This window comes from Neobacillus niacini NBRC 15566, from assembly GCF_001591505.1.
Taxonomy (GTDB): Bacteria; Bacillota; Bacilli; order Bacillales; family Cytobacillaceae; genus Neobacillus; species Neobacillus niacini.
On the sequence record NZ_BCVA01000078.1, the window covers coordinates 1 to 14496 of the forward strand.

The 14496-nt window shown below is 36.8% G+C and carries 15 protein-coding genes; 11 read left to right on the forward strand and 4 right to left on the reverse strand.

The annotated features are described in order from the left end of the window. Positions 1-66 precede the first annotated feature (66 nt). The 3 genes from BANA01_RS27840 to BANA01_RS30155 all read left to right on the forward strand — a co-directional run bounded on the left by BANA01_RS27840 (position 67) and on the right by BANA01_RS30155 (position 2413). Positions 67-735, forward strand: coding sequence for a Type 1 glutamine amidotransferase-like domain-containing protein (locus BANA01_RS27840; protein WP_034676972.1), 669 nt, complete (start codon positions 67-69; stop codon positions 733-735). 158 nt (positions 736-893) lie between these two features. Continuing rightward, positions 894-1328, forward strand: a complete 435-nt coding sequence (locus tag BANA01_RS27845) for a GNAT family N-acetyltransferase (RefSeq protein WP_034676974.1) — start codon at positions 894-896, stop codon at positions 1326-1328. A gap of 257 nt (positions 1329-1585) precedes the next feature. Further along, positions 1586-2413: a hypothetical protein gene (locus BANA01_RS30155; protein WP_034676977.1), complete on the forward strand. Its 828-nt coding sequence runs from the start codon at positions 1586-1588 to the stop codon at positions 2411-2413. Between the two features lie 178 nt (positions 2414-2591). Here BANA01_RS30155 and BANA01_RS27855 read toward each other — a convergent pair whose 3' ends face one another. Both BANA01_RS27855 and BANA01_RS27860 read right to left on the reverse strand, forming a co-directional pair. Next, positions 2592-3647 carry a DUF4030 domain-containing protein gene (locus BANA01_RS27855; protein ID WP_034676980.1) on the reverse strand — a complete coding sequence of 352 codons (1056 nt, stop codon included), beginning with the start codon at positions 3645-3647 and terminating at the stop codon, positions 2592-2594. Position 3648: 1 nt separating this feature from the next. Continuing rightward, positions 3649-4203: a sigma-70 family RNA polymerase sigma factor gene (locus tag BANA01_RS27860; protein WP_034676983.1), complete on the reverse strand. Its 555-nt coding sequence runs from the start codon at positions 4201-4203 to the stop codon at positions 3649-3651. A 200-nt stretch (positions 4204-4403) separates the two neighbouring features. On the opposite strand from BANA01_RS27860, the gene BANA01_RS27865 reads away from it, so the two are divergent. The 5 genes from BANA01_RS27865 to BANA01_RS27885 all read left to right on the forward strand — a co-directional run bounded on the left by BANA01_RS27865 (position 4404) and on the right by BANA01_RS27885 (position 9186). Further along, positions 4404-6023 (forward strand): spore germination protein, encoded by a 1620-nt coding sequence (locus BANA01_RS27865; protein ID WP_034676985.1) that lies wholly within the window; start codon positions 4404-4406, stop codon positions 6021-6023. Further along, positions 6023-7210, forward strand: coding sequence for a Ger(x)C family spore germination protein (locus BANA01_RS27870; protein ID WP_034676986.1), 1188 nt, complete (start codon positions 6023-6025; stop codon positions 7208-7210). Before BANA01_RS27865 ends, BANA01_RS27870 begins: the two co-directional genes overlap by 1 nt. Before the next feature lie 4 nt (positions 7211-7214). Further along, positions 7215-7439 carry a hypothetical protein gene (locus tag BANA01_RS27875; RefSeq protein ID WP_034676989.1) on the forward strand — a complete coding sequence of 75 codons (225 nt, stop codon included), beginning with the start codon at positions 7215-7217 and terminating at the stop codon, positions 7437-7439. 39 nt (positions 7440-7478) lie between these two features. After that, complete coding sequence (locus BANA01_RS27880; RefSeq protein ID WP_034676991.1) at positions 7479-8594, forward strand: GerAB/ArcD/ProY family transporter; 1116 nt, start codon at positions 7479-7481, stop codon at positions 8592-8594. Between the two features lie 160 nt (positions 8595-8754). Then, positions 8755-9186 carry a GNAT family N-acetyltransferase gene (locus BANA01_RS27885; RefSeq protein WP_034676993.1) on the forward strand — a complete coding sequence of 144 codons (432 nt, stop codon included), beginning with the start codon at positions 8755-8757 and terminating at the stop codon, positions 9184-9186. A gap of 381 nt (positions 9187-9567) precedes the next feature. Here BANA01_RS27885 and BANA01_RS29390 read toward each other — a convergent pair whose 3' ends face one another. Continuing rightward, positions 9568-9729, reverse strand: coding sequence for an aspartyl-phosphate phosphatase Spo0E family protein (locus BANA01_RS29390; RefSeq protein WP_369689652.1), 162 nt, complete (start codon positions 9727-9729; stop codon positions 9568-9570). Between the two features lie 275 nt (positions 9730-10004). Between BANA01_RS29390 and BANA01_RS27895 the strand changes: the two genes are divergently transcribed. Then, positions 10005-11162, forward strand: coding sequence for an acyltransferase family protein (locus tag BANA01_RS27895; protein WP_034676996.1), 1158 nt, complete (start codon positions 10005-10007; stop codon positions 11160-11162). 85 nt (positions 11163-11247) lie between these two features. Here the strand turns inward: BANA01_RS27895 and BANA01_RS27900 are convergent, their stop codons facing one another. Beyond that, positions 11248-11496, reverse strand: a complete 249-nt coding sequence (locus BANA01_RS27900; protein WP_052106438.1) for a hypothetical protein — start codon at positions 11494-11496, stop codon at positions 11248-11250. A gap of 501 nt (positions 11497-11997) precedes the next feature. Between BANA01_RS27900 and BANA01_RS27905 the strand changes: the two genes are divergently transcribed. Next, positions 11998-12855, forward strand: a complete 858-nt coding sequence (locus BANA01_RS27905; protein ID WP_034676998.1) for a DUF6544 family protein — start codon at positions 11998-12000, stop codon at positions 12853-12855. A 482-nt stretch (positions 12856-13337) separates the two neighbouring features. Further along, a complete protein-coding gene (locus tag BANA01_RS27910; protein WP_034677000.1) occupies positions 13338-14081 on the forward strand; it encodes an SDR family NAD(P)-dependent oxidoreductase in 744 nt (247 codons plus the stop codon). Positions 14082-14496 lie beyond the last annotated feature (415 nt).

Sequence of the window (14496 nt, forward strand, 5' to 3'; positions counted from 1 at the left end):
GTATGAACTTCGGACTGAATTTTAACCGCCTTTATATACATAATAATCCTACAAGGAGTTGTGATGATGAAATTACTGCTTACATCTGGAGGCGTAAATAACAAAAGCATACATGACGCGCTGGTTGACATGCTGGGTAAGCCAATCGCTGACTCCAACGCCCTGTGCATCCCCACCGCTATGTACGGACATCCCTGGGTTGGTCCCGGTGTCAAAGCCTGGGAGTTCATCAGCGGGAAAGAACAGAATCCCATGGTCAACCTGGGCTGGAAGTCAGTCGGCGTGTTGGAGCTCACAGCGCTGCCAAGCATCGGTGAAGACCGCTGGGTACCGCTGGTCCGGGAGACGGACGTCCTGCTGGTGTCGGGCGGCGACGCCCTTTACCTGTGCCATTGGATGCGGCAATCCGGGCTGGCAGACCTCTTGCCGTCACTGAACACAGTCTATGTGGGTATGAGTGCTGGGAGCATGGTGATGGCACCTAGCATCGGGGAATTCTTTGTTGGCTGGACTCCACCCAACGGTGGTGATGAAACACTGGGACTTGTCGATTTTGCCATGTTCCCGCATTTGGATCATGAGATGCTGTCGTATAACACGATGGCGAATGCAGAGAGTTGGGCCGCCGGGTTGCAGGGGCCGTCGTATGCAATTGATGATCAAACCGCCATCAAAGTGATTGACGGTGAGGTCGAAGTTGTCTCCGAAGGGCATTGGAAATTGTTTTCGCACTGAAATTTCTCCGCTGCGGTGCTTTATTTTATAACAGAAGGGACTGTTTTTCGGCAGTCCCTTTTTTCTTTCCGTTATTGAACTAACTGGAGTTTAGTTGAATAAAAAGACAAGAGTTTCTTAAAGGTATAAATGAGTTGATAAAATTGGAGAGTGGAATAATGGGGATAAGAAAAGCTAATGTTGAGGACTGTAAGCAAATTTCTTTGTTATTAAAACAGTTGGACTATCCAGATGTGGAACCTTTTATAAGAGAAAAAGTTGAAATACTTCTTATGGACCCAAATGAGGTGTTATTAGTGTTTGAAGAAGATAAAAGTGTTATTGCTTTAATTTCGCTTCATTTCATACCTCAATTAGCTGTAAAAGGAGATTTCGCAAGAATAAGCTATTTTGCAGTTGATAAAGACATTAGAAGTAAGGGGATAGGACGTAAAATTGAAGAATATTGTACTGATTTAGCTATAAAAAGAAATTGCGATAGAATCGAAGTGCATTGTCATTCAAGGAGAAAAGACGCACATAGGTTTTATATGCGACAGGGGTTTACTGAATCCCCAAAATACTTTATTAAAATGTTACCTCAATCTTACTAATTCCATATTCTTTCTTCAACTACCGGGGGCTTTTCTTTAATAAAAAGCTCTCTTTTTGTATGTACACGTTCCTGAAACCGTATAGTTAAGGGATTGGTGATATAATCTTTTATAAATTTGTTTTTTTGGAGAGGTCATCATTTCGCAGGTGAAGCCTAACAGAAGTAATGAATGAAATGAGCATAAATATTGTACTATTTTAATAGGATGTTAAGTAGTGGTTAAGTTTTCGATCATAAAATAAAAGGGGATATTTCATGACGAAAAGAATGATTTTGCTGCTTAGCAGTTTACTGCTGTTATTCCTGCTTGCTTCATGCGGAAAGGATAAAGAAAAAGAAGTGGTGAAGGTACCAGATACCATTGAAAAACCAAAAACACCAGTCAAAGAAGAACCAGTCAATGAAGAACCAACAAAAGAAGAACCAGCTAAAGAAGAGCCGAATGAGCAGACTACACTTACTATAGAGCAAGCGAAAGTAATCATAGATGACTTAGTGGATAAAATTAGAACGGTCTATCATGAAGCCGGAACCAAGTATAATTTAGTCAACCAGGTTTTAACAGATGAAATTTATCACTCTATGTCAAAGGATTTTCAGCCATTTGCGACAGAGCAACTCATTAAAACGGACTTGTTTGAAATCGCCAAGGCATATTGTTACGGCGGGTGTGATGCAAGGTATTTTCCCGGTCCTACTGAATACGGCCTCCGCTTTAACATGCTCGATTCTACTAGTGAAAAAGTAATCATAGAGCATATATTCCCTGAGAATGAACTATATGGCCCTATCACAGAAAGAATTACGATAAAAAAAGTAGATGGAACTTGGAAATTGGACGATTTTACTTTTTCTAATGTTCTGCTGAACTTGACGAAAGAAGAAGCTATAGAAGTGATGACAATAAATGGCTTCAGCGGATATCAGTTTGTTAAAGAAGCACAATGGGAAGACCCGAATAAGGGACTACGGAAAATATATGTGTTTCAAGCCAATGGTAACCTAAATGAGCAGGTCGCTGTCTTTGCAGATACCGGATATACCTATATCCTTCCAGAGGGCACGCCGTTAGTAAACAGCTAAAAGTAACATCATTAACGAGGAATCGTGAAGCATATGAATAGTCATTCGATTACCATTTATCTTCTCCAACAAACTGGGTGCAGTACAACGGTCAGTTGCCTTTTTCCATATTTACTATAAATTCTCTTGCCTTTAATAAATAAGGAAAAGAACCAGCTTTGGTCCTTTTCCTTCACCCTTATTCATTGTTAATTTTTTTCTCATCCTTCCCATAAACCGTTACTTCATAGGGATCATTTCTTACATTTGCTGTCATTTCATGTGTCTGAATAAATTCAGCAATGTCCTTTTCAATCGTTTCTGCAATTTCCTTTGCCTCAGGATCCGTAGACTTAAGCGCTATTCTCACTCCAATTTGCAATGGCAGTGGATGGAAGGAATAAGAAAGGCCTTCTATTTTAAAAGCCTTATTTTCAAGTAATCCGTCAAATATGATATCAATAATACCATTTTGCACCCATCTTAGTTCTTGTTCCCTTGCGGCCATGTCGATACTGGTAATTTTATATTTAAATTTACCATAATCCTTGGTAAGCAAGTTTAATTGTTCTTTTAATTCCGCGACTCTTTTTTCCGTTTTTGGCAAGGCAACATAGATAAATTTTTCCTTACTATTGATACGGACTTGAACTGGGAATGCTGGATGGTAATTATTTTTCTCAAGCATGTCGATTAGCTTTTCTTCTAACTCAAATGACTGTCTAATATATTCATCTATCTCAGGAGTAGATTCCATTGGTTTTCGTACTTTTCCTTTTTTTACTTCAATATCATACTTTCCAAAGTTCTGTGCTACTAATTCACTGTTAATGGTCTCGATCACTTCAGCCTTCATTGATCGTACATCTTCATTGGGACCAAGCAGCCAAATTTTAATCTCTCTGTCTGGGACGGAAACATCTAGATTACTAAATTCATAATTATTTTCATTTATAACTTTGAATATTACTCCATGTATGGCCTCTCTGTATTCCTTTTGCTTGATAAAATAACTAAAGTAAGGGATCTTTGCTGTAACCTTTGCCATCGCTAACGAAACATGGGTAGAACCGATCAACATCAAAAATATTACAATGGCTGCAAAAGTTGAATAGCCCCATCTTTTTAGTATAATCTTACTTCCCTTACTACGATTCTCTACGGGTAGATTTTTTATAGACTCCAATACTTTTTGCTTATGCCTGTCTTCAAAACGCATATGTAAACTTTTTGGATATTCTAATTTATCCCTCATATCAATGCCTCTCCTTCAAAGAACTTTGTAATAAATTCTTGGCCCGATGAAGCCTTGTTTTAACTGTATTGGATTTAATACCTAGCAGTTCAGATATTTCATTCACCGATAATTCTTCATAGTATTGAAGGATAATAACCTCTCTTAATTTAATAGGAAGTGCTAAAACCTGTTCAAAAATGATTTCTTTTTCTTCTCCTTCAAGAATCTCCGACTCAACCGAATGACCCACAGTTGGAAAAATGGAACGAAAGAAATCCTGATAGCGGATGTTTTTATATGACCAACTTCTAAAATAGTCCTTGCACTTATTTACTGTAATTCGATAAAGCCAGGTTTTATAGCTAGCTTTGTGCTGGAAGGTTTCCAAACTCTTATAACAGCTAATAAATACCTCCTGTGAAATATCTTCAGCCAATTGTCTTTGTTTAACATAAGTAAAAGCAAGCCTTACCACCATGTCCCCATACTCTTCCATCAGCCAGCTAAGTCGGTCTTCTTTCGACAACTGATCAAAAAGATTAGGTGGTGTAGTTTCTATCTTTTCCACAAGCATTTATAACCCCTCTCTTTCTTTCCAAACCTTAGACGAAGCAATGCCATAAATGGTTCCGTAAAATACGGCTATTGTCGAGATTATATTGAACGAAAAAAATAATAAACCAGTAAATATTAGGTAATATTAATATCTATGGTAGCGCTAATCATGTAGTAAATTATCTTACTTCTATAAAGAAGTTAAAAGAGAGAGAAAATATGAGGTTTTTAAAGAAAAAGAATAGAAAAGTGTTGAATCTTCATACCTCTTTACGGAGTCAATCGATCGAACCCAATCCAGAAGATGGCTTAAACAAGAGTCTTCAACAAAATATACAAACGCTAAAAGATACCCTTGGGAAAAGTTCAGACATCATCATTCGTGAAATTCGATTTGGAAAAGAAGGAACCATTAAAGCGGGTGTGATCTATACGGATGGATTAACCGATACACCCTCACTACAAAACTTTATTTTGGAAACGCTCATGCTAGATATCAAGGAGATTGATTTACATAAAAAATCTCCTGAAAAAAATCTTATTAGTGTTTTGAAAGATGTGGCTTTGACAGTTGGAGAAATCAAAGAAGAAACTAGTTTTGACGCTATTCTTACTAGTCTTTTGTCGGGGGACACGATTATTTTACTCGACGGATATGCGGAAGGGTTGATCATTTCCAATCGACAATGGGCCGAGCGAGGGGTAACGGAACCAACGGCCCAAACGGTAGTAAGAGGACCACGAGAAGGATTTACCGAAAATTTGCGTATCAATACGGCTTTAATCCGTCGGAAAATTAAGGACCCCAAACTTTGGATGGAGACAAAGACTATTGGAACCCGCACGAAAACCGACATTGCCATCGTTTATATCCATGACATTGCAGATGACAAAATCGTGAAAGAAGTCAATTTACGTTTGGATCAAATCAACATTGATGGAATTCTCGAAAGTGGGAATATCGAGGGATTAATACAAGATTCAACCTATTCGCCTTTTTCTACCATCTATAACACGGAACGTCCGGATGTAGTAGCTGCAGCACTGCTAGAGGGGCGTATAGCTATTTTAGTAGATGGAACACCATTTGTATTACTTGTTCCGGCATTATTCATTCAGTTTTTCCAGTCTCCAGAAGACTACTATGAGCGTACGGTTTTTGGGAGCCTTATTCGAATCCTTCGATTTATAGCATTCATCATCTCTTTGCTTGCACCTGCATTATTTATTGCTGTTACAACTTTTCATCAATCCATGCTGCCACCTGCACTTCTCATTAGTCTGGCAGCCCAGCGAGAAGGTGTTCCATTTCCAGCATTTGTTGAAGCGCTCATTATGGAAGTCACCTTTGAAATTTTGAGGGAAGCAGGCATAAGAATGCCGCGTTCCATTGGTACGGCTATGTCGATTGTAGGGGCATTTGTTATTGGTACAGCAGCGGTCGAAGCGGGTTTAATTTCAGCTATGATGGTTATCGTTGTTTCCATAACCGCCATATCTAATTTTGTTTCACCCTCTTACGAAATGGCCATCGCAGTAAGGATCCTGCGTTTTGTATTTATGGCGTTAGCTGCTTCATTTGGATTTTTTGGAATTATGGTTGGTTTAATTGCCCTTATTCTGCATTTATGCAGTTTGCGTTCTTTTGGCATACCTTATATGTCTCCGATCGCTCCATTTAATATTTCTGATCAAAAGGATACGTTTATTGTCCTGCCTATATGGAAAATGATTAATCGACCTCACCTAATGAATCAAAAAAATAGGATTAGACAGCAACATTCAGCTGCTGCGAAACCAGCGCCGCCAGAAAATAAGAAGGATGAGGGAAGTTCGTGATGAATAAGTGCCTATTTGCGATCCTCATTCTCAGTCTCTTTCTTACAGGATGTTGGGACCGCCGAGAATTGAATGAACTCGCCATCATGCTGGCGATGGGAGTGGAGAAAGTGGAAGAGGAATATCAAGTATTCGCTCAAGTGGTTGTACCTTCGGAAGTGTCCATGAAAGGAAGTACGGGGAGTACCAAGGTAACGCTCTACAGTGCTAAAGGGGAAACGGTCTATGAGGCTTTTCGGAAAATGACAAAGGACTCGCCTCGAAAAATATATCCTGGACATCTTAAAATACTCGTGATGGGTGAGGAATTAGCGAAAGAGGGGATCGGTGAATCCTTAGATTTACTGTCAAGGGATTGGGAAATTCGACCGGATTTCTATGTCGTGGTAACGAAGGATACCTCCCCTAGTGAGATACTGAATACCACAACAAATTTAGAAAGCATACCCGCCAATAAAATGTTTAACAGTCTTCAAATGTCAGAAAAAGCATGGTCCGGAACTAAAAGTATTACGTTAGATGAGCTGATTGCAGATCTTATAAGTGACGGGAAACAAGCTGTCATTACAGGGGTTCAATTAATAGGTAACTCTAAAATAGGATCTAGTAAAAAGAATGTAGAAATGGTTTCACCTGCCGCTTCCATTCAATATGATCATTTATCCGTATTTAAAGGAGACAAACTAGTAGGCTGGTTAACGGAAGAGGAAACCATAGCTTATAGTTATGTCACAGACTCAGTAAAAACATCAGTTAGACGAATTTCTTGTCCTGAAGGAGGGGACGCCACAATAGCGATCGAGAAGTCCCATTCTGATGTTAAAGGTTATATAAGAAAAGGGAACCCGGAAGTGGACATCACTATTAAAGTGGAAGGAAACATAGGGTCGGTAGAATGTAAAATGGATCTTAACGATTTGGGAACCATTGCTGAGCTTGAGAAAATATATGAAAAAGAAAAGATAGCCATCATTAACAAAACGATTGACACATTACAAAAAAAATATAAAACAGACATATTTGGGTTTGGCGAAGCCATCCATCGAGCGAATCCAAAGGAGTGGAATAAGATTAAAGATCATTGGGAAGAGGAGTTTTCTAACGTAACAGTGAATGTTAACGTGGATTTGAAAATTCTGAGTACGGGTACGGTAAATAACTCCTTCTTAGAAGAGATAAAGGACTAAAAATATGCTGAAAGTGATAGGAATTCTTTTGATTGCAGCTGCCATTCTGTGGAAGGAGGTTCCACCTCTCTTGGAAAAAAAGGATAAAAAAGAGTTGGTGGTTTTTTCCATTCTTCTTACGATTGGGGTCGGTTTAAGTATGGCACTAGGGTTGGGAAAACCCATTCCTAATCCACTGGATTTTCTAACTTTCGTGTTTAAACCGATTCATGATGTGTTTGTTCGTTGAAATAAAAGAACTCTTACGGAAGGGAGGCCATGGTATGAAATGATGCAAAACGCAAAAATTAGTACCTATCAATTTTTAATTTTAGTCACGTTATTCACGATTGGTACGAGCATCTTAATTGTCCCATCCGGTTTAGCTGCCAAAGCGAAACATGATGCTTGGATTGTAGCAATAGTCGGTATGGTAATCGGATTAGTAGTGATAGGGCTATTTTGCTTAATCGCACAATGGTTTCCTCATCTTACCTTTATACAAATGAACGAAATGATTTTAGGAAAATGGCTAGGTAAAGGCGTCTCGCTTTTGTTTGTATTCATGTCTTTTATCTATGCCTCAAGTCTTTTGTTTTATTCTGGGACATTCCTCAACACACATTTGTTGCCCAATACTCCAATGGCATCTCTTAATATTTTAATGGCGATCATTATCGTAATGGGAGTCCATCTAGGATTAGAGACGATTGCTCGTTCTGCTGAAATATTTATCCTTGTTTTCTTCGTTCTTTTTTTCTTTTTAGTGCTATTTATTTCACCTGAAGTCAAGTTTGAAAACGTACAGCCGATCTTTGAGGCAGGGACTAAAACAGTCATTCAATCCACTTTTCCTTTTATTGAAGTCACATCTGTCAATGCGATCGTGTTATTAATGTTTTTTCCTGTCAATGTTAACAATCGTAAACAAGCCAGTAAATCCTTTTTTATTGGATACATAATAGGCGGAATTGTTATCATTATCTTTACATTTTTGAGTGTTTCAGTATTAGGTGCTTATAGTACGGCAGCAGAGGTTTTTCCAAGCTATGAATTGGCCAAAAGAATAAATATTGGGGATTTTATACAGCGTATTGAGGCATTGATGGCTGGATTATGGATTATCGCCCTTTATTTTAAAACAACCATTTATTTTTATGCTTCCGTTTTAGGGATTGCCCAAATATTAAATTTGAAAGACTACCGCCCTTTGATAGTACCATTAGGAATGATTGCCGCAGTCCTTTCTCTTGTGATCTATCCTAATGTCGTTTATCAACAAAATTGGAACCAGACAACAGGTATATTCCTTTCGTTTTCAATTGGAGTGTTTTTACCACTTTTGCTGGTTGCAGTATATGCTATTCGAAAAAAGCAATTGAAAAAAGCACCTGAAAGTTCTTGAGTTTATGGTTGGGTCTAGAAGTTTAAGAGCGTTCGAAGAATTCCTAGACCTATTCTTATTTTCTACGTTTTCTTTTTGTGCTAACCTAAGCACATTAATTCAAGAAGAAGCAAGTAAGATTAATATAGAATACACATATTGGGCATAGGAGGGATGGCTTATGGATTTGGAGATACATGGTGATTTTACTAAGGTAAATCTTGATGAAATGAAAGATATATATGTTTCTGTTGGGTGGACAAAGCATTCAAATGAGATTATTAAAAAAGTATTCGAAGCAAGTAATGTCTTGGCTTTTGTTACTGTAAATGGTAGAGTCGTTGGATTTGGAAGAGCGATGAGTGATGGAGTTTTTAATGCGGCCATATACGACGTTTTAGTACATCCAGAGTTTCAAAAGCAAGGGATAGCGAAAAAAATAATGGAGTATTTACTTGCTAAACTAAGTAATATTTCGTGTGTACACTTAATCTCAACAACGGGAAATACAACGGGAAATGAAGGATTTTATAAAAAACTTGGATTAAAGAAAACCAAAACAGGAATGGCTAGGTACCTCAACCCTAATCTAGCTAGTGAGTATTTAGAATAAGTCAATTTTTATATACCCAAGCAGACTATTTAAATAAGTCATAGAAACCCATATTCATAGGTATGGCCCATATATACGCACCAAAAAGAGCAGCCGGTCCAAGTAGAAAGTTGTAAAGTTTTTTCGGTAACCAACTAAATAATAAATTAAATATAAATGCAGTTAGTATCATATTGATAAATAAGATGATAATCGGCCCTATGAATTGCATTGTGTTTAAGTTTATACCTTCAAAAACGTTCATTTATGCACCTCGGTAAATCCATTCAGTTTTCGACATAGTACTACAAAAAACAAAATATTGTTGTTCAAAGAACCCTAATATTTTAAAAAGTAATCTAAATAAAAAGGGATCGTAGAAGAAAAACTATCAATCCTTAATTACTTTTGAAATTTGTATATTAACTCGTCCAATTCTTCACTATACTTTAGTGTTTCTGGATGAGATAATCCTTTGGCCATCCCGATACAAATCATTTTTTTTCTTAACCTATTAATTTTCATAAGTAAATTTTTAGTACCCTTACAAGTTTTTCTCATCATTACACTATTACTCCTGTTCAGAACCTTAAATAGTAAAAAAGTCACTATGTCAGTTTACCAAAAATTGAAATCCAGTAAATATATTCGGCAAAAGTTCCGAAAAACTAACAAATATCGACAAAGTGAAATATAAGTGGCATTTCGATGATGGTGTGAACAACTTACTTAAGCCAGCGGGGCAGGTTTAATTTGAGAAGAATATTGAGGTAATAATATACGAATACAACTTCCAATTACTATTATCTTAGGGTAATCTTATTACGGGAGTTGGTTAAATGGTAAGAAGGTTCGAAGAATTAGACTCTTTAAGGGGAATTGCGGCCTTAACCGTAGTCATAAATCACTTTTTTAATGTCATTCCAATGTTTTTTAATTCCAATAACTATCCAAATGGGCTTTTATTAAAAATCCTAAAGTTTACTCCAGTTCATATTTTTTGGGCGGGACACGAGGCAGTGATCTTGTTTTTTGTTTTAAGTGGCTTTGTGTTGGCTTTACCGTTTTTAAATAATAAACAAGGGTCATATAAAGATTTTTTGGTAAAAAGGTTCTTTAGAATCTATATACCTTATATTTGTGCCGTAACAGTTGCAATCATATTAAAAATGACGATTTCTAGAAATGGAATTGAAGAATTAGGAAAGTGGTTCAATTTTGCTTGGACAGAAGACATCACATTAAGTCAAATACTCCATCATCTATTTGTTTTGGGAGACTTTAAAAATTATGTGTTTGATCCGGTAATCTGGTCCTTAATACATGAATTAAGGATTTCACTTGTCTTTCCGTTCATTATGATTCTAGTTATTAAATATAATTATAAGATATGTCTTGGATTCGCACTGACAGCCTCAGTCATCAGTTATTATGTAAAAACTTCAGTCCTATATAAATTAAATTATATGGATTACTCCACTTCCTTTGTTGACTCTTTACACTATATGTCTATGTTTATTGTAGGGGCATTATTGGCTAAATATCGAGAAAAAATCCAAGAATACATTAAAAGTAGGTTAACAAATATGGTTTTGTTTGGATCTGCCATCCTGTTTTATACCTATCCTTGGTGGTTTTTCATTTATAATGAATCGGTGCATAAATATGTTATGAATGACTGGATGATTACGATAGGAGCAGCCATATTTATTATCCTAACGTTTTCATCGAAGGTATTTTCTACTATTTTATCATTTGGTATTTTCAAGTTTCTTGGCAAAATATCCTACAGCCTGTATTTGTTCCATGCTATTGTCTTATTGTCATTTATTAACCTATGGTATGGAGTCTTACAATATTGGCTAATCATTGTTTTGGCTTTCCCAGCAACCATTCTGGTTTCGTGGATTGCCTATTACGCCTTTGAAAAACCATCAATGGAATATGGCAGAAAAAGAGTGAAGTATGAAAAAGGCGAACAGCCAAAAGTTGCATAGTATTTTATTAGAGTCCTTTTATAGGGCTCTTTTCTTTGCTTGAGGGGAGTGAATGGAGCTTCTTTACAAATCCTAATAGCCCGTGTTAGGTTCTTACAAAGTCACCTCCTGTAATATTTCCCAGTCCACCTGTATGCTCCCCAACTTCACAAGGTGTAGAATGATCGGCTGCCAATGCGAAGTACACATTTTCAGGTAACTGCTGACGAATGAGCCCAACCATATGGTCGAATAACTCAATAGACCTTACTTTCTCATGTGGTTCATTATCCTTGCCTTTCACATCCGGTGCCTTCATATGCACGTAAACAAAGTCATTATTAGCTTTCCTCAATAGCCAATCTTGCTTTTAATTCAATATTCGTATCTATATTCCAAGTCATACTACTATCCGTTGTAGTTCTCCTTTGAAGAATACCTGCAGTTCCTATAGTTAAGATTTGTTATACCTTCGTTTTCCATTGCTTCAATCGAGTGTATTACTGGAACAAAGAAATGCATTTTTCTTGTTCTAGTATAGGGCGGCATAGTTCTTTAAATATTCATTTTATGAGCGGGTTTGGTGTTTAATAAATGGTATGATTTAGGTAAAACCTTAATAAGGCTAATTTAATTCTGATTGTCCTAAAGGGAGCTTTAGCTGAATAAGCACCCTATGCAAACTAGTAAAGAACCACTTAAAAGGCTTGTTCTTTCCTCTAATAAGTTTCCTTTGCAAGTGAACTTAAACCTATCCACCGGGTTATTCATGGGTATCACTCGATCACTTTTATTCCATTGGTAATTTTTGATATTTTTTATGATATTCAAAATAAAAATGAAAGAAGGATTAAAAATGCCAAAATCGATACAGTTGGTATTAGCCTTAATAATTCTTTTTCTGCTGTTATTAATCGTTGTTCCTAGAATAGCTAGAGTTTTGTTTGTTAAGAATGGTGAAAACCAAGTTGCTGCTTTATTTGAGGATATTGATAAAGAGAGCTCAAAAACAATTGGAAGAGAAGACATGAAAAACCTTCCATATCCTGTTCAAAGGTGGTTAATTAATTCCAATGTAATAGGAAAGGATGAAGTTAAAACGGTTCGTCTTAAACAACAAGGAAGAATGAGAACTGAAAAAAATGGCAAATGGATGCCCACCAAAGCAGAACAGTATTTTACAATTAATGAACCAGGATTTATCTGGATAGCTGATGTCAAAATGGCACCTTTAGTGCGGTTATCCGGTATTGATACTTATAAAGCAGGAACAGGAAAAATGAAAATTAAAGTCTTCTCTTTATTTCCAGTTGTGGATGCAAAGGGTCCTGAAATGGATTCCGGTACAATGATGAGATATCTTGCTGAAATGATGTGGTATCCATCAGCTGCACTAAAGCCCTATATTAAATGGGAAGAAATCGATGAGACCTCTGCGAAAGCTACAATGGAAAACAACGGGATCTCCGTCTCAGGTGTATTTTATTTTAATGAGAAAGGCGACATCCTCCGTTTCGTTGGAAAAAGATACAGAGAAGTAGAAGGTAAATATGTATTAAGTGATTGGGGAGGAATAAATAAAGAATTTAAAGAATTTAAGGGTATTCGAATACCTAGTAAATCGGATGTTACTTGGTTCGAGAAAGATGAAGAGTTTAGATGGTTTGAGGTGGAAATCACCGATATACAATACAATGTCCCATCACTTTATTAGTAATATCGATCTTCATAGGAAGAGGTTACAACGTTACTGGGCAAAAAAGAAATCAAGCAACTTCAATACTTCCTTAACTTGGTTAAAACCTACAAACCAATTACTCTGGAGCAGGAAAATATCAAAAAGTTTGCAAGAATGTCATGCAAAATTTTTAGACGTTTATACTAGTTAGGAAAAGATGAACTTCACACAATTGTAAGATCAGGTTCATGAAGAAAACAAAACATCTTAGAAGTTGTTGTTATTAATTAAAAGCATCCTTTGGGGTGCTTTTTTTACGTCCCTTACTCAACTAAACCATATTCTAATTTTAAACCACAACAATGTTTCTTCGTAATTTGAAACTTTTATTTTGAATGCAATCTTTCTATAAAGAACCATCATTAGATGGTTATAGAATATCATTTTGAACAGAATAATAACGTTAATGGTCATTTTATAAAACTGGTTAACGAACATATTCCAGGAGGGCATAAAGTATGGGTAAATTAGATGGCAAAGTAGCAATTGTAACAGGTGGAGCAAGTGGAATTGGTTTAGCAACCGTAAAAGCTTTCACAGAAAAAGGTGCAAAAGTCGTTATCGGTGATTTCAATGAACAAGGAGGAAAAGCCGTTGAATCTGAACTAAAAACGAATGGATTAGATGTTTTGTTTGTTAAACTGGATGCAGGAAATGAAGAATCTGTTAAGAACCTAGTGGCTAAAACAGTAGAACATTACGGAAAATTAGATATCATTGTGAACAATGCAGGCATCGGCAGTTTAGGGGAAGTACATGAGATGTCTTATGATGACTACCATAAAATCATAAGAGTGAACCAGGACGGTGTCTTTTTCGGCACGAAATATGCTATTCAAGAGTTTTTAAAAACTGGCGGTGGCGTGGTACTGAACACAGCTTCTATTCTGGGAGTGGTAGGCGAGCCGGGTGCATTTCCGTATGCTGCATCAAAAGGTGCAGTAGTTCAAATGACAAAAGCGGCTGCTCTACAATATGCTACTCGTAACATCAGGGTCAACGCTGTAGCTCCTGGTTATATTGAAACGGCTCTTGTGAACAAAGAAGCCTTAGGCGAGTTCTATGATGGACTTGTAGCGAGACACCCCATCGGAAGACTTGGAAAGCCTGAAGAAATCGCTCATGCATTTGTTTTCTTAGCTGAAAATGACTTTACAACAGGAGCGACAATACTTGTTGACGGTGGATATACCGCACAATAATCACCCCCATTTTAAAAGAACCATTTTCGGAGGGTTCTTTATTATTAGAGCCTTGAGTTAAGAAATAAATATATTATAGTTACCCTCTTTTATTATGAAATTATAGTTTGTGAAGAATTAACTTAACTAACGGGTGCATTCCTTCAACAAGGGATGCTAATTGCAGCTAAAACAATGGTGCTGCTACATTAACTTACATTGATTGAAAATAAATAATGAAAGCCCAAGCACCGTCCTTTCACTACATTTTGTAATAGGGGAAGGGTGGTGTTTTATTATGGGAATTACAGCAAACGAAACTTGATAGAAAAAATTGTAACGTTTTATCTTCTTTTGTAGAAAACAACCAACTAGCACATTAATCATGCTAAAGTGAACAAAACATATCTTAGGAGGAAGGGAAATGAAGTATATT

Coding starts and splice junctions, on each gene's coding strand:
- BANA01_RS27840 (WP_034676972.1), top strand. CDS start 67: ATGAAATTACTGCTTACATCTGGAGGCGTAAATAACAAAAGCATACAT.
- BANA01_RS27845 (WP_034676974.1), top strand. CDS start 894: ATGGGGATAAGAAAAGCTAATGTTGAGGACTGTAAGCAAATTTCTTTG.
- BANA01_RS30155 (WP_034676977.1), top strand. CDS start 1,586: ATGACGAAAAGAATGATTTTGCTGCTTAGCAGTTTACTGCTGTTATTC.
- BANA01_RS27855 (WP_034676980.1), bottom strand. CDS start 3,647: ATGAGGGATAAATTAGAATATCCAAAAAGTTTACATATGCGTTTTGAA.
- BANA01_RS27860 (WP_034676983.1), bottom strand. CDS start 4,203: ATGCTTGTGGAAAAGATAGAAACTACACCACCTAATCTTTTTGATCAG.
- BANA01_RS27865 (WP_034676985.1), top strand. CDS start 4,404: ATGAGGTTTTTAAAGAAAAAGAATAGAAAAGTGTTGAATCTTCATACC.
- BANA01_RS27870 (WP_034676986.1), top strand. CDS start 6,023: ATGAATAAGTGCCTATTTGCGATCCTCATTCTCAGTCTCTTTCTTACA.
- BANA01_RS27875 (WP_034676989.1), top strand. CDS start 7,215: ATGCTGAAAGTGATAGGAATTCTTTTGATTGCAGCTGCCATTCTGTGG.
- BANA01_RS27880 (WP_034676991.1), top strand. CDS start 7,479: ATGATGCAAAACGCAAAAATTAGTACCTATCAATTTTTAATTTTAGTC.
- BANA01_RS27885 (WP_034676993.1), top strand. CDS start 8,755: ATGGATTTGGAGATACATGGTGATTTTACTAAGGTAAATCTTGATGAA.
- BANA01_RS29390 (WP_369689652.1), bottom strand. CDS start 9,729: ATGATGAGAAAAACTTGTAAGGGTACTAAAAATTTACTTATGAAAATT.
- BANA01_RS27895 (WP_034676996.1), top strand. CDS start 10,005: ATGGTAAGAAGGTTCGAAGAATTAGACTCTTTAAGGGGAATTGCGGCC.
- BANA01_RS27905 (WP_034676998.1), top strand. CDS start 11,998: ATGCCAAAATCGATACAGTTGGTATTAGCCTTAATAATTCTTTTTCTG.
- BANA01_RS27910 (WP_034677000.1), top strand. CDS start 13,338: ATGGGTAAATTAGATGGCAAAGTAGCAATTGTAACAGGTGGAGCAAGT.